The sequence below is a fragment of the Rhizobium mongolense subsp. loessense genome, from assembly GCF_900099775.1.
Classification (GTDB): domain Bacteria; phylum Pseudomonadota; class Alphaproteobacteria; order Rhizobiales; family Rhizobiaceae; genus Rhizobium; species Rhizobium loessense.
This window is the reverse complement of the sequence record NZ_FMTM01000001.1, coordinates 1024155-1047087: the sequence shown is the minus strand read 5'-3', so window position 1 is coordinate 1047087 and position 22933 is coordinate 1024155. Positions and strand designations below refer to the sequence as shown.

The window sequence follows — 22933 nt, the reverse complement described above, 5'->3', positions numbered from 1 at the left end:
GGGTGAGACGACCGTTGCTAAATCCGCAAAGAAGAAATTGCGGAAGTGAGCGGCAAGGCGCGCCGATCGATATCGTAGCGAGGTTCGTCGGCAGTTTCCCACGGTGCTGGCGGGTAGCAGTTCTTCGCCCTGGCGCTGGGCGTTCAAGGCGAACGGTAATCGACTCCTTGCCCGAATTGATCGCCCAAATGAGTTTTCGATCAGAACCTATGTGTTTAGGGACAAGAAGTGACGATTGTCGGCTCAGCGTCCGGCGGAAGCTTTACTATTTCTACCGTTCAAGCCGCACCCGTCATTTATCTCATGCACTTTATCTGTCGTATGCACGCGTTGATTCTCGACAATCTGCACGACGGTGAAGGAGCCCGAAGGGTATCATGGGCTTGGCAAATCAGTCCGGCCAATTTCCCTCTCTGAGCTGATGGACCGATGGCGGCCTTGTTCTCCATTACGGCAACAGTGCTGCGAAGCTGCGCCTAATGAGTGGCAATCTCCAAGGCTTGACCCATGACTTTCTCGGCGATCCGGGGTCGATGTCTGGGACAACCTAGCGAGTATGCTCAAGGATGATCTAGCTCGCGGATCGTGCACCCTTGACGGCTTCGGGGCGGCATGTACTGGGAAATTCATTCTGCCGAAAACGTATGGAAGCTGGACGCAGCGATGAGACTGCGTGCCGCTGATGGCGCTACGGGTGGCGCATATCATAGAGCGCCAGCAATAAGATATTGGTTTCCAGCTTCATCCTGTCCGGTGCGCCGTTTCACGCCATTCCAGACTAAGACAAGCGAAGAATCCCTCATAGGGCGTCACTCGGGATATGACTCAACGCCCTCCGGCGCCGCCTTGTGGAAGAGGATGAATACCAGGGGGTTGCCGGGCTCGGACATCGCATCGCTGCGCTGGCCCGTTATCTCTCCGGCTACGCCGCTCGTATACTCCGCGACCACTTCGCCGAAGCTATTGCGCTGGATGGCCACCTTCTGTCCGGGTTCGACCTTGTCGTTGAGCTTGACCAAATGCTCGACGATCCCGCCCTGGGTTGCCAGGATCGGGAACGCACTGTTGCCGACGAAGACATTCACGTCCTTGCCTGTCCGGCCCATCGGCCCGGCAACGATGCCGTGATGCTTGAGGACGTTCATCGTGCCTTCCACGAATAGCGAGATCATCTCGATGTCCAGAACGCGAGCAGCGCCGATCTCCGGCGTAAAGGACGGTATGCCCGCGTCCATAAATGCGTTGTGCAAGACACCGGGATAGACATGGTTGTCGAAGATCTGGCCGACGGGATAGAGCTCCAACATTGCCTTCACCTCGGGCACATCCATGCCGCCAATATTAAACGCGGTGACTTCGAATCCGGTTGTTCCGGTGTGGAAGTCGATCGCGAAGTCGGCGTTGGGCCGCAGCAGCCGGTTGAACAGCAGCCCGGCGTGTCGGCTGGGCGCGGCGGCACCGTTGTCGTTCCCGGGCCATTCCCGATTCATATCGATCAAATCTAGGCCCCTGCCGTGATTGGGCCACCTGCGCTGCATGCTTTCAATGGCCGGGCGTGCCACGTCGGTGACCGCCATGACCGTGCCCGACATCTGCGTCGGATCGAGCTGGTTCATCACGGTCTGGACCGTGTGAATGTTACTCATTTCGTCGCCATGCACACCACTCGTCAGGACGCCGCGCTTACCCGGCCTTGCTCCCTTGGCGACCGTCACAGACACATACCAGTGCTGCCCCGTGGGCATCTGCGCACCCTGAAAATACAAGAAGTGCTTCTGCCCCGGCTCCAGGTCGTTGACGTCGAGCGTGCTGACGACCTTTTTCCCCTGGATGACATCGCCGGTATAGGCCGTTCCTGATGCCGGATGGGCAGCGGGTGTCGCTGCGTCCTGGGCATTCGCAGCACCAGCGTTGACGGCGAGGGCAGCCGACGCGCCGACCGTGGCAATAGATGCAATCAACAGATCGCGGCGATCGATGCCTTTCTTCGATTTGTCCGACATGATGGAGGCCCCTTGTGATTTGAAAAGCTACTTTCGAACAACGGCATGCACATCGGTCGCGAAAATCCCGCGCGACTTCAAACTAGGGTATGCTGCTGAACTGACAAGGTTGCGTAATTTCTGCGAAGCTATGCCGGGGCTGGTCCGGTGACGTTTGAGGTGGACGGTCTTTGTTTCGGTTGCGCGCTTGGCATGGAGCTGCACTATCCAGAAATATTCGCCGAATACGAGCGGCTTGATGTGGATTGCGTCCTGTTCTCCACTACAGGCGAGACGCCTTCCTCTGCACCCGTCTTCGCAGCAGAGGCACTGGGACATGCTGCAAGCAATAAGTTTGGATCAGCTTTTCTGCCCACTCGCCGCAAGTGTGACAGCCCCCTCGGGAATAGCCGCACTTGATGGTCAATGGGCCGTGCGATGCTCCTCTGACGGCGTACCTGCAATTGCTATCGCGGACATCAAGACTGATCCGAGCAATCCTGCACGGGCATGGAGGCGAACAGCTCGTGCCGATCTTTACACGCCCCATCCGATAGACGGTGATCCCAGGAGTAACGACATTGACCCTGTCGATTTGTCGCGAAACTTCGATTGGGATAGAAGAGCTCGGACGTGAGGGTTGCGAAGAGGCTCTCCATTGCCGCGTTTTCGAGGCAGTTGCCTTTGCGTGACTTGCTCTGTTGGATGCCGGGGCTCTCCAGGTGCGCACGTAGCTCTTCGTGATGGAGGGGCTCGTTGCGATGCAAATGTGGTCGAGATTGCGACCACCGGCCACGCTGTTTGATGCCGACGATCCGACGCTCGCCACAGGCATATCCGCCAACACCTCGATCTTGGCCCATTTGCCCAAGTCTGTAGGCCCGTCAAGGCCGCGTCCGGGATCGTGACAACTACGGCAGGTGGCTGAAGCGGGCGATTTGCGCATCCTTCATGAGGCTGCGAAAATTGGGCCCAGTGACATGCACGAGTGTCTTGTGGTCGCCGCCTTCAAAATAGACGTCGCTCGCGTCGCCGAGACTTTCGTCGAGGATCACCGGCACATCGTAAGCGGGTCCGATGGGTGGTACCGCGCCAATGTCGCAATCCGAAAAAAGCGAGCTAACCTCCTCCTCCGAGGCGAGGCCAAGACGCCTGTTCATCAGATCCTGCAAGGTGGAGAGCTCGATCCGGTGTGTGCTCGGTACAACGGCTAGGACATACCCCGTTTCGTGATGTACGACCACGGATTTGGCCAGCCTGCTGCCCGGAATATGCGCGGCTTGCGCCGACTGGCTGGTCGTTGCTGTGCGGTGATGAGCGACGGTGTCGTAAGCGATACCCTCACCGGCTATATAGTCCTGAAGTTTTCCTGCGATCGTCATCGTAGGCACTCCCTATGTTTGCCTGGGACGCATAAGGGACATTTTCCTCTCATCATCCGGGAAGTCAACGGCGAACGGGCGGCCGCAAGTGTAAGCGGTTCGGAGACCATCTTGTTGCGGCCGTCGATCAACTTGCTTAGCTTCGCGCAATCTTGCGCATATATCTGCGTTCTGCGCCGCGATGGTGCGGAGCGGGGCGCGGGAGAGAACTATGAAGGCGAGAACCCAGGTTGTGATTTCGATGATGGCGGTCGCGGTCATTCTTGCCGGATGTGTCACCTATGCCGACAAGCTGGTTCTCTATCCCGTCGGCAGCCCGGTCAATCCGCCATTCCTTGCCCACGTCATGTGCATGGGCGAAGCCAATGCGATGTATGGCGAAGCGATGCAGCAATATAAACTGCGTGCACAGATGACTGGCGATTATGACAGCGCCGAAGCGGAAGCGCTTTCGCGCGGCGCTGCGCGCAGGCAGTATGACGCCTGCGCCTCGTCCGAAGGCTATCGCGCGGTCTACGATCGATAGGGCAGTCCGAAACGCTCTCTTTGGAGAACTGCTTGCTGGCCGGTGTGGCTGCATGTCTGCGGCCGTCGATAAATTCTGGCTCGTATGCGTTGCACCAAGTGCAAAAATGCAATAGATATAAAAGTGCAATAATTGAAAGGATAGGATCCCGTTCAATCGGGATGTCGCGCTGCGCGGCTGATGGCTTCTTGGAATTGCCGTTCTGAAGCGATGCCTGGCAGGTAATGACGTTGAATTTCAAAAGTGGGCCAATCAACATGACCGCAAACATTGCATGCTCGGATTTCCTGCATTTCTTCCGTTCGTGGATCAGCAATCCACTTCGCGTCGCTGCAATCGCTCCCTCCGGGGTTTCGCTCGCCAAGTTGATGACGAAGGAAATCGCAGCACTTGACGGGCCGATCATTGAACTGGGCCCTGGTACGGGTGTTTTTACGCGTGCGCTGCTTGCGCGCGGGCTCAAAGAGGCGGATTTGACGCTGATCGAATATGGCCCCGAATTCATCGATGGCCTCAAGGCTCGCTTTCCGTCCGCTCGCGTCTTGCAGATGGATGCGGGGCATTTGGCACACGCCGGCATTTTCCAAGGCGAGCCAGTTGGGGCGGTGGTCAGCGGCTTGCCGCTGCTTTCGATGTCGCCACGCAAGATCACCGCCATTCTCGCCGGCGCTTTCACCTACATGCGGCCTGGCGGTGCGTTTTATCAATTCACTTACGGCCCACGCTGCCCTGTGCCGCGGCCAATCCTCGACCGGATGGGGCTCAAGGCAACGCATATTGGCGGCACGATGCGGAACCTGCCGCCTGCCGCAGTCTACAGAATTTCGCGCCGCAAGCCGCTTGAGCTCTCGCGGGAGCGCTTCAAATATCATAGCAGGGAAGCGGAGATCGAAACGGCCGCAGGAGAGGCTGGCGGCTGATGAAATCGGACGCAAATGGCTGAATCGAAACAGACCGGCACTGCAGAAGGGCGCCGCGAGCGCAAGCGGCGCCAGACGCGCGAGCGCATTGAGCAGGCGGCAATGACGCTGTTTCTCGAACGCGGCTTTGATGCAACGACGATCGAGGACATCACGGATTCCGCCGACGTGTCGAAGCGCAGCTTTTTCGACTATTTCCCCTCCAAGGAAGAGGTCGTCTTCGCCTGGCAAGATTCCTTTGCCGACCGGCTGATGGCTGCCATCGCCGCAAGGCCAAAGAGCTACTCGCCCCTGAAGGTCGTTGAAGAAGCAATCGTGGAAACCGTTGCCGCTTCCGCCAATGAACGTGGTCTCGCCCTTGGTGAACTCGTCCGTCGCACACCTGTGCTGAAAGCGCGCGATCAGATGAAATATGCAAAACTTGAGCAGAAGCTGACGGAAGCATTGGTCGCAAGAAGCGCCGAAGGGAAGGAGGTCCGGGCTCGGATGCGGCTTCTCTCTGCGATCGTCATCGGTGCATTGCGTGTTGGCGGCGAGCGCTGGCAGGAGCGTCCGCCAGAAGGCCCACTCGAGGCGTTTGCGAGGGAGCTTTTTGCGGATCTTTGGAAGTTGCTGGCGGATTTTGGCGACGAGGCGAAAAATCGGCTTTAGGTTATCGCATTTTACCGGAACGATATTTTTGACCAGTTGATCAAAGTTGCTGCAAAATGAGGCGCCTTCGAAAGATTGCGCGTCGAGCCATGCGCTATGTGCATTGCTGCATTGCGGTAATAACCCTATTCTCGATCAAATCAATCGGGTATTTATAGCTTCGTAAGTAGCGCACTCCTCCTCCCAGCGCGCTTACGCAGACTGGTAACACTCCTCCTCCCAGTTGCCAGTCAGGATCAAGAGCCCGGTGCACCTCCTCCCGCGCCGGGCTCTTTTCTATTTCATCCCTGAAAATCAGTATGCGCATCTATTGTGAGGCTAACGGGCTGCTTGCCTTATTTGACTCCCCCGACGCCCACGGCTTATTTGAGCAGCAGCCAGAGCGTTCAGCCAGGCGTCGATGTTGGAGTAGGGGATGTTTGACGGATCGGGGGCCATGCGGAAGACGCTTGCGAGCCTGACGCTTGCTGCCTTCCTGTTATCGGCCTGCGGCGGACGGCACATCGGCGTGATGACGCCGGTGGGATCCGTGCAGCCGGGCACTTCGAAAGTCGATCTTCTCGTCGCAACCACGCGCGCGCAGGACAAGGACCCCGCCGTCCTCTTTTCCGGCGAGCGCGGCACCGGGCTGATGGTTAATGCGGTCAACGTTTCGATACCGCCGGATGCCAATCGCAAGGTCGGTCAGGTGCAATGGCCGAAGCGCCTGCCGGCAAATCCACTTCGCGATTTCGTCACCGTGTCCGTCGACCCGCTGGAAGGAGAGCAGGCGGGCGAGGTTTGGCTGAAGAGCCATATGCCGAAGAGCCGCCGCGTGCTGGTCTTTGTTCATGGCTTCAACAATCTTTACGAGGATTCCGTTTACCGCTTCGCGCAGATCGTTCACGATTCGCATGCGGACGTGGCGCCGGTCGTCTTCACCTGGCCGTCGCGCGGAAGCATCTTCGACTATAACTACGACAAGGAAAGCACGAATTATTCTCGCGATGCGCTGGAAGAGCTGCTGCGCCGCACCGCCCGGAACCCGGCCGTCAGCGATATCACCATCATGGCGCATTCCATGGGCACTTGGCTGACCGTCGAGGCGCTGCGCCAGATGGCGATCCGGGACGGGCATGTTGCAAGCAAGATCAACAACGTCATCCTTGCCTCACCCGATCTTGACGTTGATGTTTTCGGGCGGCAATTCGTCAGCCTCGGCGAGGAGAGGCCGCACTTTACCATCTTCGTTTCGCGGGACGACCGCGCGCTGGCGCTTTCGCGCCGCATTTCCGGCAATGTCGATCGCCTCGGGCAGATCGATCCTTCGGCGGAGCCCTATCGCAGCAAGCTCGAGGCGGCGGGCATCACCGTCCTCGATCTCACCAAGCTCAAGGGCGGCGACAGGCTGAACCACGGCAAATTCGCCGAAAGCCCGGAAGTCGTGAAGCTGATCGGCGACCGGCTGATCGCCGGCCAGACGATCACCGATTCGCAGGTCGGTCTTGGCGAAGCGGTTGGTGCCGTCGCGATCGGTGCTGCGCAGACGGTCGGCAGCGCGGCCAGCGTTGCCGTCAGTACCCCGATCGCGATCTTCGATCCGCGCACGCGCCGCAACTATGATGCCCAGCTGAAGCGCTTCGGCCAGTCGGTGGAGAATACCGCCGGCTCGGTCGGCGATACGGTCGGTGCCGGTTTGCCGACACAATAAAATTCCTCATAGGCATTCATCTCATTCTGATATATCACAACGCAAGTCGTGCCGGTAAAGCCTTGCCTTGATGGATGATGATATGACGAATGAGAGGAAGCAGACAGTCGCCGTAGTCGGCGCAGGCGTAATCGGCGCATCGATCGCCTTCGAAATGCAGCAACGCGGTTTTCAGGTGACGCTGATCGACAAGGGCGAGCCGGGCCGTGGCACGTCCTACGGGAATATGGCGAGCATCGCGCTCGATTTCACCGCCGGTTCTGGTCCGGCGACCTGGAAGAAAATTCCCCGCTGGCTGATGGACCCCGAGGGGCCGGTCTGGCTGCGTCCGTCTTACGCTCCGAAAATGCTTCCGTGGTTCCTGCGCTTCATCGCGGCCGGCCGCCCGTCCCGTCTGCGCGGGATCGAAGATGCAGGCATGAACCTGACGCGCCGGGCGCTAGGCGATTTCCGGACCATGCTTTCTGCAATCGGCGCACCGGAACTCATGACGGAGGACGGCTGCCTCGCCATCTATGAGACGGAAGCTGAATTCGCCGCCGACCGCGGCCATATCGAGTTAATGCAGCGCTATGGCTTTGATTTCGAGATCTTGAACGGCGGCGCGATCGGCCACTACGAGCCGGAACTTTCGCCCTCGATCGCGAAGGCCGTGCTTTTGCCGGACAACAAATCGATCCGTGATCCCTACCAATTGGTGGTCAAGCTTGCGGACGCCGCCCAGGCGGCGGGCGCGCGCTTCGTTTCAGGTGTCGTTCGCAATATCGAACGCAAACCGACTGGCGATGCCGTCGTGCTGCTTCAGGACGGCGGCCGCATCGAGGTCAACTCAGTGGTACTGGCAGCCGGTGTGCACACGCGCGAGCTTGCCGCAAAGCTTGGCGAGCCGATCCCGCTGGAGACCGAGCGCGGCTATCACACACAGATCATGAAGCCCGGCATCTCGATGCGCTATTCGGTCATCTGGCCGCATCGGGCTTTCATGGTGACGCCGACGGCCGGCGGCATTCGCGTCGGCGGCAACGTCGAACTGGCGGGTCTCGACGCGCCGCCGGATTTCCGCCGGCCGCGATTGCTCGTGCGCCATGCGCAACGTGCGCTGCCGGGATTGAAGATCGAAGAGACAACCGAATGGATGGGCCATCGCCCGGCACTGCCGGATACGATCCCGATCATCTCGCCTTCATCGAAGATGCCGGGTGTCTGGTATGCAACCGGCCACGGCCATCTCGGCCTGACGCTTTCGGCGACGACAGCGCAGCTGATCGCCGATATGGTGGCGGGGGGCAAACCCACCGTCGACATGACCCCCTTTCGCTTAAACCGATATTAGGAGGAACCGATGTCCGATAGCACGAAGCCCGTAGCGCTGATCACAGGTGGCGGCCGTGGCATGGGCGAGGCGATTGCCCGCGAACTGGCTGCGCAGGGCTATCGTCTGGCGCTGATGTCGCCCTCCGAAAGCTGCGAGAAGCTGGCCCTCGAGCTTGGCGGCGTTGCCTGGCGCGGCGTGGCGCAAAAGGCTGACGACATCCAGGCGATTTTCGACCTGACGATGAAGACCTATGGCCGCATCGACGCTGTCGTGAACCACACCGGTCATCCGCCGAAGGGCGATCTCCTGGATATCACTGATGAGATGTGGACGCTCGGTTCCGACATGATGATCCTGTCTCTGGTGCGCATGGCCCGTCTCGTGACGCCCGTCATGCTCAAACAGGGCAAAGGCGCTTTCGTAAACATCACGACCTTCGCCGCCTATGAACCGTCACTGATCTTCCCCGTTTCCTGCACCTATCGCGCGGCGGCAGGCGCCTTCACCAAGCTTTATTCGGATCGCTATGGCGCGGATAATATCCGCATGAACTGCATCCTGCCCGGTTATATCGACAGCCTCAACCACAAGCCGGAAACCGCAGACAAGATCCCGATGAAGCGGATCGGCCACATGGAAGAAATCGCAAAGACCGCTGCTTTCCTGCTTTCTGACGGCGCTGGCTACATCACGGGTCAGAATATCCGCGTCGATGGCGGCGTCACGCGTCACGTTTGATAGGAGTAAAAAATGAGGTGGAAGCGTACCATCCAGCTTCTGGACGTTCACTGCGAAGGCGAGATCGGCAAGGTCGCGATTGGCGGTTTGCCGAAAATTCCTGGCGAAACCGTTGCCGCGCAGCTTCACTGGTTGAATACCGATCCCAAGGGCACCGAGCTTCGCCGTTTCCTCTGCCTCGAGCCGCGCGGCGCGCCGATCGGGTCCGTCAATCTGCTCTTGCCCGCCAAGCATCCCGATGCCGATGCAGCATTCGTCATTCTGCAGCCGGATCAGGCGCATGCGAGTTCGGGCTCGAATTCGATTTGCGTCACCACCGCGCTGCTCGAATCCGGCATCGTCGAAATGAAGGAACCTGAAACGGTCGTTACCCTGGAGACTGCGGCCGGCCTGGTAAAGGCGCTGGCAACCTGTCGAGATGGCCGCTGCGAGAAGGTGCGGCTCACCATGGTTCCGGCTTTCGTCCATCAACTGGACGTCGAGATCCAAACGCCGCATTGGGGCAAGGTCAAAGCGGACATCTGCTATGGCGGCATCTTCTATGCATTGATCGATGTCCGCCAGATCAACCTGACGATTGACAAGACGAATGCAGCAGGCCTCGTACAGGCAGGAATGATCCTCAAGGAGATCATCAATCGCGACATTCCGGTCATACATCCGGAAATTCCAGCCATCTCCGGTGTTGCCTATGTGATGTTTCGCGATACCGAGCCGGATGGCGCAGTGCGCACCTGCACGACCATGTGGCCGGGCCGTGCCGACCGCTCGCCCTGCGGCACCGGCAGCTCTGCGAACCTGACTGCGCTCCATGCACGCGGCAAGGCCAAGGTCGGCGATATCTTCAGGTCACGCTCGATCATCGGCTCGGAATTCGAGGTTGGCTTGCAAGCGGTGACCGAAGTTGCAGGCCGCCCGGCCATCATCCCGACCATCACCGGCCGGGGTTTCACCTTCGGCCTGTCGCAGGTGGCGCTCGACCCCTTCGATCCCCATCCGGACGGCTTCGCGCTGACGGATGTCTGGGGGCCGCAGGCGGGCGAGATTTAAGCGCTAATAGTCGAAAGGCTCGACTGCCCCCTTTGCGCTTTCGCCGGGAGCCTTCGGGTAAATGACGCCCTTGCGCAGAATGATGTTGGCATAAAGACGCGGCTCGCTTGTCTGAACGACGGCGTGGGCGGCGCGAACGCGGTTATAGAAGTCCTGGCCGACGAGCGGCGTCACCTGGCGATGCGGCTCGTGCTTGGCGCAGCAGTCGATCATTTCCTCGTGCACGGGATCGAGCTTGTCACGCTCGGCCTTGACGGTCGAGCGGAAGATTGCTTCCGGCACGAAATCGTCGATCGGCAGCACGCTCAGAACCGCGTCGAGCACCGGTACGACGCCGTGGCCGTCGAGACGGATAAGGCGCCGTCCATGCTCGACACCCGGATAATTGCCGTCGACGATGGCGATCTCGTCGCCATGGCCCATCTCGCGCAGCGTCGAAAGCAGTTGCGGACTTAAGAGCGGATCAAGTCCCTTCAGCATTTTCGATCTCCTTGAAAAGCACATTCTGGTCGGTCAGATAGCGCGCAAAAATCGGCAGGCTCGCGCCACCGATTGCGCGCGCTTGCGCCCCCACCACACCCTCGATGATCTCTGGCATCACAACGCCCTGCAGGTCGAGTTTTGCGGCCTCGCGGGTTGTTGCGCTTACGATACGCTTGCGCACCCAGCCGGGGAAGCCGCCGTCGATGACGGCTGCGCTGAAATCGATGATCGAGGCAGCGGCAACGATCGCCTGCGCCAAGGCTTTCGCGGTATCCTGGATCCAGGTCTCCATCGGCGCGCCGAAATCCACCCAGTCGTCGGCGGAATACCAGAGCGGCTGAGGGTCGATACCTTTCTCTCGCAGCATGTTTTCGAGCACGAAGATCGAGGCAATATCGAGAAGCTGGCGGTTCTCGCCGTTCTTGCCGCGCACCGGAAGCGGGCCGATCGCGCCGGCAGTGCCAGTTCGGCCGGAGAATATCGCCGAGTTGAGGACGATGCCGCCGCCGATGAACGAGCCTATGAAAAGATAGACGAAATCCGGGTAGGATGGGCCGACGCCGAAGACGAGCTCAGCGCCGCAGGCGCTAGTCGCATCGTTTTGCAGATAGACCGGATGTGAAACGCGTGCGGCAACTTCAGCTTGAAGGTCGACCCCGCGCCAGACTTCCATCGCGCCCTCCGGCGCGCCGACCTCGTCTGCCCAGTTCCAAAGCTCGAAGGGCGCGGCAATGCCGATGCCTGCGATCCGGCTCCGTTGACTCTCGTCGAGCCTGCTTTCAAGGTCCCGGATGCCGGAAATGATGAAGGCGAGAATTTCGTCGGGTTGGGGATAGGCATATGTCTGGTGGAGCTGCATGCGGATGCGCCCGACAAAATCCATCAAAACCAGATCGGCGCTGCGGCGGCCCATCTTTACGCCGAAGGAATAGACGGCGTCGGGGTTGAGGCGCATTGGGATCGACGGCTGGCCGACGCGGCCGCGAACGGGTTCGCCTCTTGAAAGCACCCCCTCTCTCTCCAGTTCCCTCATGATGACGGAAACGGTTTGAGCAGAGAGGCCGCTGCGGCGTGCGATGTCGGCCTTCGAAAGCGAGCCGTAGAGGCGCACCAGCGAAAGGACCAACCGCTCGTTATAAGCGCGCACCCTGACCTGGTTCGCGCCTCCCGCCGGATTCAGAATAGGTGGTGTGCCCGGCGCGTGCGTCGGACCGTCCAAGGACGACATTGGGCCACTCCTCCCGTTCATTGGCCTATGCCTGATTTTTGATCAACATGCCACATGGAATTAATAATTCAATTGGATTTATTTATTGACAAGCGAATTTCTTTTCGTTCTTAATTGCGACCGTCAACAGTGTGGGACGGCTTTGGAGGAGGCCTTTTGACTGAATCTGCGGTATCGTCCTGTATCTCAAATTCCGGTTCTGCCATGCGGGCGTTCCGGCTAATCTCTGGGAGGAGTTCATGAAGAAATCAGTTCTGGCTTTCGGCGCGCTTGCACTCGGCGTTGCTTTTTCCGCTCCGGCCATGGCCGCGGATGTTTCCGCCTGCCTCATCACCAAGACGGACACCAATCCGTTCTTCGTCAAGATGAAGGAAGGCGCGACGGCCAAGGCGAAGGAACTCGGCGTTACACTGAAGTCCTACGCCGGTAAAATCGACGGCGATAGCGAAAGCCAGGTTGCTGCTATCGAAAGCTGCATTGCCGATGGCGCCAAGGGCATTCTCATCACTGCATCGGATACCAAGGGTATCGTTTCTTCGGTCAAGAAGGCGCGCGACGCTGGCCTGCTGGTCATCGCGCTCGACACGCCGCTCGATCCGGCCGATGCCGCTGACGCAACCTTTGCCACCGACAACCTGCTCGCCGGCAAGCTGATTGGCCAGTGGGCGAAGGAAACGCTTGGCGACAAGGCCAAAGACGCCAAGGTCGGCTTTCTCGATCTGACGCCGTCGCAGCCGACCGTCGACGTTCTGCGCGACCAGGGCTTCATGATGGGCTTCGGCATCGACCCCAAGGACCCGAACAAGATCGGCGATGAAGACGATCCGCGCATCGTCGGTCATGATGTGACCAACGGCAACGAAGAAGGCGGCCGCAAGGCCATGGAAAACCTTCTCCAGAAGGATCCGAGCATTAACGTGATCCACACGATCAACGAACCGGCCGCTGTTGGTGCCTATCAGGCGCTGAAGGCTGTCGGAATGGAGAGCAATGTGCTGATCGTGTCGGTTGACGGTGGTTGCCCGGGCGTCCAGTCGGTCAAGGATGGTGTCATCGGCGCCACCTCGCAGCAGTACCCGCTGATGATGGCGGCTCTCGGCGTCGAGGCGATCAAGAAGTTCGCCGATAGCGGCGAAAAGCCGAAGCCGACCGAGGGCAAGTCCTTCTTCGATACCGGCGTTTCGCTCGTCACCGACAAGCCGGTTTCCGGCGTCGAGTCGATCGATACCAAGGTCGGCACCGACAAGTGCTGGGGCTAAGCCTGGCTATCTAGCCACAACAACGGCCGGGGCTTGATCCTCGGCCGTTTTCGACAGACGATAAGCTCTTGCCTCAAGGACCGGCGTGCGAAGACCGGAGCAATATGGGCAATAGCTTCCGCGCGCGGTTCGGCGCGAAAGCGGAGGAGAAAAAATGACCGGAGCACAGGAATTCGAACGGGTTCTTGACGGCAGCGATAAGAATGTCGCGTCGTTCGAACACCAGGACATCTCATTTCTGAAGCGTGCGCAGCACTTCCTGCACTCGACGCCCGCGGCGGTGCCGCTGATCGTGCTGGTGCTGGCGATCATCATTTTTGGCATAGCGATTGGTGGGCGGTTCTTCTCGTCCTACACGCTCACGCTCATTCTGCAGCAGATCGCCATCGTCGGCATTCTCGGCGCGGCCCAGACGCTGGTTATCCTGACCGCCGGCATCGATCTTTCGATCGGCGTCATCATGGTCATTTCCGCCGTCATCATGGGCAACTGTGCCATCACCTACGGAATTCCAACGCCGATTGCCGTCATCCTCGGCATGCTGGTTGGCGGCCTGTGCGGCTTGCTCAACGGTTTCCTCGTCGCCTACATGAAGCTGCCGCCGTTCATCGTGACGCTCGGCACGTGGAATATCGTTATGGCGACGAATTTCATCTACTCGGCAAACGAGACGATCCGCGATGCGGACGTGGATGCGCAGGCGCCGCTGCTGCATTTCTTCGCGCTCAGTTTCAAAGTCGGCAATGCGGTCTTGACGCTTGGCGTCATCGCCATGGTGCTGCTGGTGCTCGGGCTCTGGTATGTTCTCAACCACACGGCCTGGGGTAGGCACGTCTATGCGGTCGGCGATGATCCGGAGGCGGCAAAGCTCTCCGGCATCCAAACCAAGAGCGTGCTGCTCACGGTCTATGCAATCTCGGGCGTCATCGCAGCCTTTGCAGCCTGGGTATCGATCGGCCGCAACGGCTCCATCTCGCCGTCTTCTGCGGTCACCGATTATAACCTGCAGGCGATCACCGCGACCGTGATCGGCGGTATCTCGCTCTTTGGCGGCCGCGGTTCCATCCTCGGCACCCTGTTCGGCGCGATGATCGTCGGCGTCGTGTCCATGGGCCTCAACATGCTTGGGGCCGACCCCCAGTGGAAAGTCCTGCTGACGGGCGTGCTCATCATCGCCGCTGTCGCAATCGACCAGTGGATCAGAAAGGTTTCGGTGTAATCATGGCTGTTGAACCCATCCTTACCGCCCGTGGCCTCGTGAAGCGCTACGGACGCGTCACCGCGCTCGACAACGCAGACTTCGACCTTTATCCCGGCGAAATCCTCGCCGTCATCGGCGACAACGGCGCCGGCAAGTCGTCGCTCATCAAGGCGATTTCCGGTGCAGTTACTCCCGACGAGGGCGAGATCACGCTGGAGGGCAAGCCGGTCCACTTCAGGTCGCCGATGGAGGCGCGTGAGGCGGGCATCGAGACCGTCTATCAGAACCTTGCGCTTTCCCCCGCCTTGTCGATTGCCGACAACATGTTTCTTGGTCGTGAGATCAGGAGGCCTGGCGTGCTCGGCAGTTGGTTCCGCATGCTCGATCGGCCGGCGATGGAAAAACGCGCCCGCACGAAACTCACGGAACTGGGTCTGATGACGATCCAGAACATCAATCAGGCGGTCGAAACGCTCTCCGGCGGCCAGCGCCAGGGTGTGGCGGTTGCGCGCGCGGCCGCTTTCGGCTCCAAGGTTGTGATCATGGATGAGCCGACAGCCGCACTCGGAGTGAAGGAAAGCCGTCGCGTGCTGGAACTGATCCTCGACGTGCGTTCCCGCGGCTTGCCGATCGTGCTCATTTCGCACAACATGCCGCACGTCTTCGAAGTCGCGGACCGTATCCACATCCACCGGCTCGGCCGCCGCCTGACGGTCATCAATCCGAAGGAATATACCATGTCCGACGCCGTGGCATTCATGACCGGCGCAAAGACGGTTCCCACGGATCCGGTTCCCGCATGAGCGTAACCGTCGAGGAAATCGCCGGCGAGGTGGTCACCCGCGCCGGCGACACCAAGCGCTTCCTGATCGCCATCGCCGGTCCGCCCGGCGCCGGCAAGTCGACCATGGCGGATAATCTCGCCGATGCGCTGAGAGCGCGGGGAGAAACCGCCGAAGTGCTGCCGATGGACGGCTTTCACATGGACAACGCAGTTCTGAGCGAGCGCGGTCTGCTCGCCCGCAAGGGCGTTCCGGAAAGCTTCGATGTCCGCGGTTTTCTGGACATCATTCGCGCCATCCGTCCAGCCGACCAGGAAGTGCTGATCCCGGTCTTCGACCGGTTCCGCGAGATCGCCATCGCATCGGCCCGCGTCGTCTCGCCGGAGCATCGCTTCATCATCGTCGAGGGCAACTACCTTCTGCTCAGCCAGGGCAAGTGGGCGGAGCTTGAGGGTATCTTCGACTACTCGATCATGCTTGCACCGCCGGTCGAGGTGCTGGAAGAGCGGCTCTTAGCCCGCTGGCGCGGCTACAAGCTGACGGAAGAGCAGGCGAGTGCCAAGGTTAATGGCAATGACCTGCCGAATGGCAGGCTCGTCCTGGAAAACCGCCGCCGCGCGGATGTGACGCTTGAAATCGCCTGACAATTGAAGCGGCAAAATGTTTGCCATGAGCCGTGCCGGGATGATAATGCGCGAGGCGGAACTTTGAAGGCCGCCCTGCCGGAGTTATAGCGCATGCAGTCCATCACCATCCGCCGCCCTGACGACTGGCACCTGCATCTGCGCGATGGCGCGATGCTTGAAGGTGTGATCGGCGATACCAGCCGCAACTTCGCCCGCGCCATCATCATGCCGAACCTCGTGCCGCCGGTCGTGACGACGGCGGACGCGAAAGCCTATCGCGCGCGGATCATGGAGGCATTGCCGAACGGCGATCGCTTCGAGCCGCTGATGACGCTCTACCTCACGGAGCATACGAGCGCCGACGATGTCGAGGAAGGCAAGAAAAGCGGCCTGATCACGGCGGTGAAACTTTATCCGGCGGGTGCGACCACCAATTCCCATAGCGGCGTGCGCGACATGGAAAAGGCCATGCCGATGCTGGAGCGCATGGCAAAGATCGGTCTGCCGCTTTGCGTGCATGGTGAAGTTACGACGCCTGAGGTCGACATCTTCGACCGTGAGGCCGTATTCATCGAAACGGTGCTCGATCCCCTGCGCAAGCGCCTGCCGGAGCTGAAAGTCACGATGGAGCACGTAACGACGGCAGACGGCATCGACTACATCAAGTCGTCGAAAGCCAATCTCGCAGGCTCCATCACGACGCACCACCTGATCATCAACCGCAATGCAATCCTGGTCGGCGGCGTCCGGCCGCACTATTACTGCCTGCCGGTCGCCAAGCGCGAAAACCACCGCCTGGCGCTGCGTGCAGCCGCTGTGAGCGGCGACAAGCGCTTCTTCCTCGGCACCGATTCGGCCCCGCATATCGATCCGCTGAAGGAGTGCGCCTGCGGCTGCGCTGGGATCTATTCCTCGATCAATACGATGAGTTGCCTTGCCCATGTCTTCGAGCAGGAGGGTGCGCTCGACAAGCTCGAAGCCTTCGTCTCGCTGAACGGCCCGGCCTGGTACGGCCTTTCGCCGAACGAAGAGCGCGTTACGCTGGTGAAGCGTGACGTGCCCGTGTCGTTTCCAACGAAGATCGAAACCGGTGCCGGAACGGTGACGGTGTTCGATCCCATGTTCCCGCTGCACTGGGACGTCGAACGCTCCTGATCGGCTCGTTCAATTTTTCTGGGGTCGTTTCCGGCAGGATGCGGTCAGCCATCCCGAAGCGTGCGAGCGCTAAGGTGAATGCATCCGGATAAATCCTTGCCTATCGCGGACGATGGCGAACCTGTCAGCCGACGCGGGCACTGATCTTCCTGTTTGGCGCCGACGGACGGATGAACGATGCGTGATTTTCGCGATGCCAAGCTTATGGCAAAAGCCCTGCGACAGGCTCTGGCCGCCCGAGATATTACCCTCACGCATAGCGAGACTCTGGAGATTGTCGCCAGGCAATTTGGCTTCGATCAGTGGAACATTCTTGCGGCGAGGCTTGATGGAGCCGACGCCAGCCCGGCAACAGCACAGAACCACCGATCCTATCTTCCGTATTTTCGATGTGGACAAGGCGATGGAGTTCTATTGCGGCTTTCTAGGCTTCAAGCTGGATTGGGAACACCGCTTCGGCGATCAGTTTCCGCTCTATTGCCAGGTCTCACGCGGGAACATGCTGCTGCATCTGAGCGAGCATTCCGGCGACGCGAGCCCCTGCGCCAGAGCCTTTGTGCCGGTGAGCGGTGTTTGCGCCTTCCAGGCGGAACTCGTCGGCAAGAATTATGGCTACATGAAGCCAGGCCTCGAAGAGGCGCCGTGGGGCTCGAGATGCAGGTCGTCGACCCCTCCAACAACCGCATCACCTTCTGCGAAAAGTGCTGAAAGGCACGGCGGGAGTAGAAAGTCCTCCCGCTTCCATCAAGGGATCATCAAGGCCCGGACGAAGGCAACTGCGGAAAGCAGGGACGCGATCGTGCGGACGTGGTTCCACCAGGTCCAATCCTTCAGATAGGTATTCCAGACGCTGGCGGCTTGCGCGCCATTGCCGCTGACCTTTGCCAGGGCATCATTCATCGGCACGTTGAAGACGATAGTCGAGATAAAGGACGCGATGACATAGAGCCCGGCACCAGCCAGCATCCAGATGCCTGCGCTTCCCCGCCAGTCGATGACGGCCAGGACGGCGATCAGGATGGACAGGATGGCGGTCGGAATGAAAACGAGCATGAAGGGCGAGCGCACGATCGTGACGTTGATCGAATTCATTGCCGCGATGCCTTGCTCCGGCGGAATGCGGGAAAATGCGGTCATGATGAAGGTCGAGAAGGCAAAGAAGATGCCGGCGACAAGGCCGCTGCCGATTGCAGCGGCGACAAGCGCGAAGGTGAGGATCATTCCCATGGTCATCGCTCCCATATGCCGGTCACCGCAGTCTCGCGGGCATATTGGCTGAAGTCTTTCGGCGGCCGGCCGAGGATTTCCGCAACACCATTCATGACGCGCGAATTGCGGCCGTCGAGAACCTTGCCGAAGAGCTCCTCGAGAAGATTTATCGTTCCTGCCGGCAGGTCGGCCGAAGCGAGCCCGGCCTTGAAGTCTTCCATGGAAACCTGGCGGTAGCGGATCGCCCGTCCGGTCGCCATCGCGATCTCCGATACCGCTTCGCGGAAGGTAAGCGCGCTTGGCCCGGTCAATTCGTAGGTTTTGCCGAGGTGACGCTGGTCCGTCAGCGCGGCAGCGGCCGCATCGGCAATGTCGTCGGCATCGGTGAAGGGCTCCTTCACCTCACCCGCGGGCAGGACGAGCTCTCCCGCGGCGATCGAATCCTTAAACGCGCCTTCGCTGAAGTTCTGGCAGAACCAGGATGCTCGCAGGATCGTGTAGCCGATGCCGGCGGCCTTGAGCATCTCTTCGCTGCGCTCGGCACCGTCTTCGCCGCGGCCGGAGAGCAGCACGATATGCCGCAAGCCGTAATCGACGGCCGTCTTCGCCAGGGCGCCGATAGCAGCGGCCGCCCAGGCGACGGCGAGATCGGGCTGAAAGGTGACATATGCGCTGGTGGCGCCTTTGAGCGCCGCTGGCCAGGTTGCTCTGTTTTCCCAATCAAAGGGGCGTGTGCTGGAGCGCGAAGCGAAGCGCGACTTGATACCGCGCTCCTTGAGTCGAGAAGCGACGCGCCCGCCTGTTTTTCCCGCGCCGCCGACTAGGATGATTTCGGAATTCTGCATTTGACCGCTCCTTCCCAAAACAAGAGAAAATCTCGTATTTGCATAATGAGATAAACTCTCTTATTTTACTCGTCAACAGAAAAATGGAGTGCCGAATGACGGAACGGACCGTAGTTAGGCGTAAAAGAGGATTGCAATCGGCCGGTCAACCTCGACGCATCCCGCGCCAGCAGCGGGGTCGCGAACGCTTCGAGAAGATCTTGTCGGTGGCAATGGAACTGATCGAAAAGAATGGCAGCGACGCCCTGAAGATGAGCGAAATCGTTGAAAAGGCCGAGCTTTCCTTCGGCGCTCTTTACCAGTATTTCCCGGACAAGAGCTCCATCATCCGGACCCTTGCCGAACGCTTCAACGAGCAGGGCAGGCACTGCGTCGAAGAAGAGCTGGCCAAGGTAACGAGCACCGAAACGCTAAAGCAGGCGCTCTGCAACATCGTCGATCAGTATTGCGATTTCTTCCGCAGAGAACCGGTCATGCGCGACATCTGGCATGCGACCCAGGCCGACAAGCTGCTGCAGCAAGTCGATGCCGAGGACATGGAATTCCACTCGCAACGGCTGTTCGAGGTCTTGGAAAAGCTGTGGCCGGAGCGCGAAGGGGGCGAATTGCTGGCGATTGCGCGGCTGACGATGCATCTGCTTGCAGCGGCTGTGCGCTATTCGATCTCGGTCAGCGAGGAAGAGGGGCGCACTGCGATCGCGCTCTACAAGAGAATGCTGCCGGCCGATATCGGCCGGCTTCTCGACAGCCCGTCGCGCTAGACGGGCATAAGGCTGCGGAGCATGAAATAGGCGATGCCTCCCATGGCAACCGCGGCTGCTGATGCCAACGCCAAGGCGACGCCATACTCCCGGGTGCCGGCGGTGAAGGCCAGGACCGCCTTAGTTATGACATTGACGGCGACCGCAATCAGGATGACATCGGCGGCAGTTTTGGCATTGATCGCGGTGCCCATAAGGCGCGCCGTCGAAAGTGTGATGGCGTCCACATCGACCAGCCCGGAGATCGCGGCCACGGCGTAAAGCGCCGACGCGCCGATATAGTCGATTGCCATCTTCGATATCAGGCTAATCAACCCAAGCAGCGCGGCGAAAGAGAAGACCATGCGAAGTTCGAACGGGTTCTTCAGTTCAATTTCCGGCACCTCTCTCGCGGAGCCGGAACGCCAGACCCAGAAGACGCCCGCAATCAGAAAGCCGATGATCGCCGGAATCAGACCGGCTGCAAGCGGAGGAAGCAAGTCAGGCGAGAAGGCGCTGCCGATGACAAGAACACGGGCAAAGGACAAGGCTCCAGCAACGGCCGCCCCGGCCGCCAGATGTGTCGAACCCTGAGGCGCCTGCTTGGAATAACGTGCGAAGGAGAGCGTCAGCGCAGTGGAAGAAACCAGTCCCCCGGCAGCCCCTGCCAGCAGGATGCCACGTGTCGTGCCAGTCAGCTTGATGGCGAGATAGCCGGCAAAGGAAAGTGCGGCGATGGTAATGGTCAGCACCCAGAGGGAAAAAGGGTTGAGCGCGCCCCAAGGGTCGAGCGGCCTGTCCGGAAGCAGCGGTAGAGCAACCACGGTCATGGCAAGCAGCACCAGCGCAGAGCGAAGCTCCGGCCAGGTCATACCTCTCAGAAAGCCATGCAGGCTGTGGCGCGCGGCAAGAATTATCGTCATCACGACGCCGCTTGCAGCCGCAGTCACGATGTCACCGACAGCGGCGAGAACGCCAAGCCCGAAAACCGCCAGCGCAGCCACGACCGAGGTTATGCTGTAATCTTCGTCTTCCTGGGTCTCCAGCCAATTCCCCGCTATATAGACGAGGCCAAGCAGTGCCGCGATCGTTGCCGGCAGGAAGGGACCGATCACCGAATGCAGCGTCCCGGCTATTCCGCCGAGAAAACCAGTGAGGGCGAATGTGCGGATACCTGCTGTCCTGCCGCCCGCCCGGACGTCGCGCTCCTGCCAGCCCCGCTCGACGCCGACAAGCAGGCCAATCGCAAGCGCCACGCCGAGACGCTGAAAGATTTCGAGATGTTCCATGGTCTTACGATATTCCTGTCGTGCCATCGCACAATCAGAAATGTTTGAAAGAGTTGACGCATTCGTTGCTATTCTTGACGCCGGACCCTCGCAGTTCTGGAATCTTTTCGCGCTTGCTGCTATTGCCGCATGGATTTAAGCGAAGGAGAGAGCGATGACCCACACGACATTTCCCGACCGCGCCGTCATGGCTGAACTGGTGGCGAAGATGCTCTGGGAGATCAGGGCGGTCCATTTCAACGCCGCCCAGCCCTACAAGCTCTCCTCGGGCATGGCGAGCCCCGTCTATATCGATTGCCGCAAGCTGCTCTCTTTCCCGCGAATCCGTTCCACGGTGATGGACTTCGCCGCAGGCGTCGTCCTTCGTGATGCCGGTTTCGAGCAGTTCGATTGTATCGCCGGCGGCGAGACGGCGGGGATTCCCTTCGCCGCGTTGCTTGCCGATCGTCTCGGCCTGCCGATGATCTATGTGCGCAAACAGCCGAAGGGCCATGGCCGCAATGCGCAGATCGAAGGCAATATGCCGGAAGGTTCGCGCGTCCTTGTCATCGAGGATCTGACGACGGCGGGCGGCAGCATGTTCAAGTTCATCGATGCCATCCGTGCCGCTGGAGGCATCGTGGATCACGGCATTGCACTCTTCTACTACGGCATCTTTGACGAAGGCGCGTTGCGTTTTGCTGACGGGAAGGTGAAGCTGCATTACATCGCTACCTGGCGTGACGTTCTGGCTGTTGCGAAAGCGCAGGAGCTTTTCGACGATAAGACGCTCAGCGAAGTGGAAGCCTTCCTCGACGCGCCGCTCGCCTGGTCGGGCCGCAACGGCGGCGTTTCGTCGCTTTAAGGACAGATAGGCAAAGTGCGGCTTTGCTTTTGCCACGAAATTATCTAATCGATTTGAAGACCGAAATTCACCGATACGTTGGGAGGCCGGAATGATTTTGTGCTGTGGCGAAGCGTTGATCGACATGCTGCCGCGGGAGACCACGCTCGGCGAGAAGAGCTTCGCGCCCTATGCCGGCGGTGCGATCTTCAATACGGCGATCGCGCTCGGCAGGCTTGGCGTTCCGACGTCCTTCTTTACCGGCATCGCCGATGACATGATGGGCGATATCCTGCGCGAAACGCTGGTCGCCAGCAATGTCGATTTCAGCCTTTGCGCCATATCGCCCCGCCCGTCGACGCTCGCATTTGTTAAGCTGGTGAACGGGCAGGCGACTTATGCCTTCTACGATGAAGGCACGGCCGGCCGCATGATCACCAAAGACGACCTGCCGGTCCTCGGCGACGATTGTGAGGCGCTACATTTCGGCGCGATCAGCCTGATCCCCAGTCCCTGCGGCGAGACGTACGAGACGCTACTCGATCGAGAGGCCGGAAAGCGCGTCATCTCGCTCGATCCGAACATCCGCCCCGGCTTCATCAAGAACAAGGAAGCCCACATGGCGCGCATCAAGCGCATGGCGGCGAAATCCGATATCGTCAAGTTTTCCGACGAGGATCTCGAATGGTTTGGCCTTGAAGCCAGCCACGACGATCTGGCGGCCCACTGGCTGAAGCATGGCGCCAAGCTCGTCGTCATCACCAAGGGCGCTGAAGGCGCGTCGGGCTACACCAAGGATCGCAAGGTCGTTGTGCCGAGCCAGCGCGTCACCGTGGTCGACACGGTTGGTGCGGGCGATACATTCGATGCGGGCATCCTCGCTTCGCTGAAGATGGACAATCTGCTGACCAAGGCGCAGGTTGCCTCCCTCGACGAAAAGGCGCTGCACAACGCCCTGTCGCTTGGGGCAAAGGCCGCGGCTGTCACCGTTTCGCGCGCCGGCGCCAATCCGCCCTGGGCGCACGAAATCGGCCTTTGA

The 22933-nt window shown here is 60.0% G+C and carries 22 protein-coding genes and 2 pseudogenes; 17 read left to right on the top strand and 7 right to left on the bottom strand.

The window, feature by feature from the left end:
• Positions 1-809: 809 nt before the first annotated feature.
• Positions 810-2003 (bottom strand): M14 family metallopeptidase, encoded by a 1194-nt coding sequence (locus BLP23_RS05220; RefSeq protein WP_092583811.1) that lies wholly within the window; start codon positions 2001-2003, stop codon positions 810-812.
• Between the two features lie 135 nt (positions 2004-2138).
• Here BLP23_RS05220 and BLP23_RS34325 point away from each other — a divergent pair.
• A pseudogene (locus BLP23_RS34325) lies at positions 2139-2619 on the top strand (hypothetical protein); the annotation flags it as partial.
• Positions 2620-2893: 274 nt separating this feature from the next.
• Here BLP23_RS34325 and BLP23_RS05210 read toward each other — a convergent pair.
• Entirely contained in the window at positions 2894-3364 is a 471-nt protein-coding gene (locus tag BLP23_RS05210; RefSeq protein WP_092583810.1) for an aminoacyl-tRNA deacylase, read from the bottom strand.
• A gap of 211 nt (positions 3365-3575) precedes the next feature.
• Between BLP23_RS05210 and BLP23_RS05205 the strand changes: the two genes are divergently transcribed.
• The 7 genes from BLP23_RS05205 to BLP23_RS05175 all read left to right on the top strand — a co-directional run bounded on the left by BLP23_RS05205 (position 3576) and on the right by BLP23_RS05175 (position 10254).
• The gene (locus tag BLP23_RS05205; protein WP_092583809.1) at positions 3576-3890 is read left to right on the top strand and encodes a hypothetical protein; all 315 of its coding nucleotides are present in this window, start codon (positions 3576-3578) and stop codon (positions 3888-3890) included.
• Between the two features lie 257 nt (positions 3891-4147).
• Complete coding sequence (locus tag BLP23_RS05200) at positions 4148-4810, top strand: class I SAM-dependent methyltransferase (RefSeq protein WP_092584281.1); 663 nt, start codon at positions 4148-4150, stop codon at positions 4808-4810.
• A 15-nt stretch (positions 4811-4825) separates the two neighbouring features.
• Positions 4826-5461 carry a TetR family transcriptional regulator gene (locus BLP23_RS05195; protein ID WP_092583808.1) on the top strand — a complete coding sequence of 212 codons (636 nt, stop codon included), beginning with the start codon at positions 4826-4828 and terminating at the stop codon, positions 5459-5461.
• 436 nt (positions 5462-5897) lie between these two features.
• On the top strand, positions 5898-7151 hold the full coding sequence (locus tag BLP23_RS05190) for an alpha/beta hydrolase (protein WP_208603128.1): 1254 nt from the start codon (positions 5898-5900) through the stop codon (positions 7149-7151).
• Positions 7152-7233: 82 nt separating this feature from the next.
• A complete protein-coding gene (locus BLP23_RS05185; RefSeq protein WP_092583806.1) occupies positions 7234-8484 on the top strand; it encodes an NAD(P)/FAD-dependent oxidoreductase in 1251 nt (416 codons plus the stop codon).
• A 9-nt stretch (positions 8485-8493) separates the two neighbouring features.
• Positions 8494-9204, top strand: coding sequence for an SDR family oxidoreductase (locus BLP23_RS05180; RefSeq protein WP_092583805.1), 711 nt, complete (start codon positions 8494-8496; stop codon positions 9202-9204).
• Between the two features lie 12 nt (positions 9205-9216).
• On the top strand, positions 9217-10254 hold the full coding sequence (locus BLP23_RS05175; RefSeq protein ID WP_092583804.1) for a proline racemase family protein: 1038 nt from the start codon (positions 9217-9219) through the stop codon (positions 10252-10254).
• 3 nt (positions 10255-10257) lie between these two features.
• Here the strand turns inward: BLP23_RS05175 and BLP23_RS05170 are convergent, their stop codons facing one another.
• Together BLP23_RS05170 and BLP23_RS05165 are read right to left on the bottom strand one after the other, a co-directional pair.
• Positions 10258-10734, bottom strand: coding sequence for an RbsD/FucU family protein (locus tag BLP23_RS05170; protein WP_092583803.1), 477 nt, complete (start codon positions 10732-10734; stop codon positions 10258-10260).
• A complete protein-coding gene (locus BLP23_RS05165; RefSeq protein WP_092583802.1) occupies positions 10718-11965 on the bottom strand; it encodes an ROK family transcriptional regulator in 1248 nt (415 codons plus the stop codon). Before BLP23_RS05165 ends, BLP23_RS05170 begins: the two co-directional genes overlap by 17 nt.
• A 239-nt stretch (positions 11966-12204) precedes the next feature.
• On the opposite strand from BLP23_RS05165, the gene BLP23_RS05160 reads away from it, so the two are divergent.
• The 6 genes and pseudogenes from BLP23_RS05160 (at position 12205) to BLP23_RS34320 (ending at position 17696) form a co-directional block, all read left to right on the top strand.
• A complete protein-coding gene (locus tag BLP23_RS05160; protein WP_022713541.1) occupies positions 12205-13224 on the top strand; it encodes a sugar ABC transporter substrate-binding protein in 1020 nt (339 codons plus the stop codon).
• A 154-nt stretch (positions 13225-13378) separates the two neighbouring features.
• On the top strand, positions 13379-14443 hold the full coding sequence (locus tag BLP23_RS05155) for an ABC transporter permease (protein WP_092583801.1): 1065 nt from the start codon (positions 13379-13381) through the stop codon (positions 14441-14443).
• A 2-nt stretch (positions 14444-14445) separates the two neighbouring features.
• On the top strand, positions 14446-15228 hold the full coding sequence (locus BLP23_RS05150) for an ATP-binding cassette domain-containing protein (RefSeq protein WP_022713543.1): 783 nt from the start codon (positions 14446-14448) through the stop codon (positions 15226-15228).
• Positions 15225-15851, top strand: coding sequence for a nucleoside triphosphate hydrolase (locus BLP23_RS05145; RefSeq protein WP_092583800.1), 627 nt, complete (start codon positions 15225-15227; stop codon positions 15849-15851). Before BLP23_RS05150 ends, BLP23_RS05145 begins: the two co-directional genes overlap by 4 nt.
• Positions 15852-15944: 93 nt before the next feature.
• Positions 15945-16988 (top strand): dihydroorotase, encoded by a 1044-nt coding sequence (gene pyrC, locus BLP23_RS05140; protein WP_092583799.1) that lies wholly within the window; start codon positions 15945-15947, stop codon positions 16986-16988.
• A gap of 177 nt (positions 16989-17165) precedes the next feature.
• Positions 17166-17696 (top strand): annotated as a pseudogene (locus BLP23_RS34320) (glyoxalase superfamily protein).
• 36 nt (positions 17697-17732) lie between these two features.
• Here BLP23_RS34320 and BLP23_RS05130 read toward each other — a convergent pair.
• Both BLP23_RS05130 and BLP23_RS05125 read right to left on the bottom strand, forming a co-directional pair.
• Complete coding sequence (locus tag BLP23_RS05130; RefSeq protein WP_407691765.1) at positions 17733-18230, bottom strand: anthrone oxygenase family protein; 498 nt, start codon at positions 18228-18230, stop codon at positions 17733-17735.
• Entirely contained in the window at positions 18218-19042 is an 825-nt protein-coding gene (locus BLP23_RS05125) for an NmrA family NAD(P)-binding protein (protein ID WP_092583797.1), read from the bottom strand. Before BLP23_RS05125 ends, BLP23_RS05130 begins: the two co-directional genes overlap by 13 nt.
• A gap of 95 nt (positions 19043-19137) precedes the next feature.
• Here BLP23_RS05125 and BLP23_RS05120 point away from each other — a divergent pair, with 95 nt between their 5' ends.
• Entirely contained in the window at positions 19138-19803 is a 666-nt protein-coding gene (locus tag BLP23_RS05120) for a TetR/AcrR family transcriptional regulator (protein ID WP_092583796.1), read from the top strand.
• Here the strand turns inward: BLP23_RS05120 and BLP23_RS05115 are convergent.
• Entirely contained in the window at positions 19800-21071 is a 1272-nt protein-coding gene (locus tag BLP23_RS05115; protein WP_092583795.1) for an MgtC/SapB family protein, read from the bottom strand. The two genes, BLP23_RS05120 and BLP23_RS05115, sit on opposite strands and share 4 nt — an antisense overlap.
• Positions 21072-21225: 154 nt before the next feature.
• Between BLP23_RS05115 and BLP23_RS05110 the strand changes: the two genes are divergently transcribed.
• Positions 21226-21915 carry an orotate phosphoribosyltransferase gene (locus BLP23_RS05110; RefSeq protein ID WP_092583794.1) on the top strand — a complete coding sequence of 230 codons (690 nt, stop codon included), beginning with the start codon at positions 21226-21228 and terminating at the stop codon, positions 21913-21915.
• A 91-nt stretch (positions 21916-22006) separates the two neighbouring features.
• Positions 22007-22933 carry a carbohydrate kinase family protein gene (locus tag BLP23_RS05105; RefSeq protein ID WP_092583793.1) on the top strand — a complete coding sequence of 309 codons (927 nt, stop codon included), beginning with the start codon at positions 22007-22009 and terminating at the stop codon, positions 22931-22933.

What these genes read in the sequence shown, in the direction of transcription:
- BLP23_RS05220 (WP_092583811.1), bottom strand. Translation starts at nt 2,003, where the DNA reads ATGTCGGACAAATCGAAGAAAGGCATCGATCGCCGCGATCTGTTGATT.
- BLP23_RS05210 (WP_092583810.1), bottom strand. Translation starts at nt 3,364, where the DNA reads ATGACGATCGCAGGAAAACTTCAGGACTATATAGCCGGTGAGGGTATC.
- BLP23_RS05205 (WP_092583809.1), top strand. Translation starts at nt 3,576, where the DNA reads ATGAAGGCGAGAACCCAGGTTGTGATTTCGATGATGGCGGTCGCGGTC.
- BLP23_RS05200 (WP_092584281.1), top strand. Translation starts at nt 4,148, where the DNA reads ATGACCGCAAACATTGCATGCTCGGATTTCCTGCATTTCTTCCGTTCG.
- BLP23_RS05195 (WP_092583808.1), top strand. Translation starts at nt 4,826, where the DNA reads ATGGCTGAATCGAAACAGACCGGCACTGCAGAAGGGCGCCGCGAGCGC.
- BLP23_RS05190 (WP_208603128.1), top strand. Translation starts at nt 5,898, where the DNA reads ATGCGGAAGACGCTTGCGAGCCTGACGCTTGCTGCCTTCCTGTTATCG.
- BLP23_RS05185 (WP_092583806.1), top strand. Translation starts at nt 7,234, where the DNA reads ATGACGAATGAGAGGAAGCAGACAGTCGCCGTAGTCGGCGCAGGCGTA.
- BLP23_RS05180 (WP_092583805.1), top strand. Translation starts at nt 8,494, where the DNA reads ATGTCCGATAGCACGAAGCCCGTAGCGCTGATCACAGGTGGCGGCCGT.
- BLP23_RS05175 (WP_092583804.1), top strand. Translation starts at nt 9,217, where the DNA reads ATGAGGTGGAAGCGTACCATCCAGCTTCTGGACGTTCACTGCGAAGGC.
- BLP23_RS05170 (WP_092583803.1), bottom strand. Translation starts at nt 10,734, where the DNA reads ATGCTGAAGGGACTTGATCCGCTCTTAAGTCCGCAACTGCTTTCGACG.
- BLP23_RS05165 (WP_092583802.1), bottom strand. Translation starts at nt 11,965, where the DNA reads ATGTCGTCCTTGGACGGTCCGACGCACGCGCCGGGCACACCACCTATT.
- BLP23_RS05160 (WP_022713541.1), top strand. Translation starts at nt 12,205, where the DNA reads ATGAAGAAATCAGTTCTGGCTTTCGGCGCGCTTGCACTCGGCGTTGCT.
- BLP23_RS05155 (WP_092583801.1), top strand. Translation starts at nt 13,379, where the DNA reads ATGACCGGAGCACAGGAATTCGAACGGGTTCTTGACGGCAGCGATAAG.
- BLP23_RS05150 (WP_022713543.1), top strand. Translation starts at nt 14,446, where the DNA reads ATGGCTGTTGAACCCATCCTTACCGCCCGTGGCCTCGTGAAGCGCTAC.
- BLP23_RS05145 (WP_092583800.1), top strand. Translation starts at nt 15,225, where the DNA reads ATGAGCGTAACCGTCGAGGAAATCGCCGGCGAGGTGGTCACCCGCGCC.
- pyrC (WP_092583799.1), top strand. Translation starts at nt 15,945, where the DNA reads ATGCAGTCCATCACCATCCGCCGCCCTGACGACTGGCACCTGCATCTG.
- BLP23_RS05130 (WP_407691765.1), bottom strand. Translation starts at nt 18,230, where the DNA reads ATGGGAGCGATGACCATGGGAATGATCCTCACCTTCGCGCTTGTCGCC.
- BLP23_RS05125 (WP_092583797.1), bottom strand. Translation starts at nt 19,042, where the DNA reads ATGCAGAATTCCGAAATCATCCTAGTCGGCGGCGCGGGAAAAACAGGC.
- BLP23_RS05120 (WP_092583796.1), top strand. Translation starts at nt 19,138, where the DNA reads ATGACGGAACGGACCGTAGTTAGGCGTAAAAGAGGATTGCAATCGGCC.
- BLP23_RS05115 (WP_092583795.1), bottom strand. Translation starts at nt 21,071, where the DNA reads ATGGAACATCTCGAAATCTTTCAGCGTCTCGGCGTGGCGCTTGCGATT.
- BLP23_RS05110 (WP_092583794.1), top strand. Translation starts at nt 21,226, where the DNA reads ATGACCCACACGACATTTCCCGACCGCGCCGTCATGGCTGAACTGGTG.
- BLP23_RS05105 (WP_092583793.1), top strand. Translation starts at nt 22,007, where the DNA reads ATGATTTTGTGCTGTGGCGAAGCGTTGATCGACATGCTGCCGCGGGAG.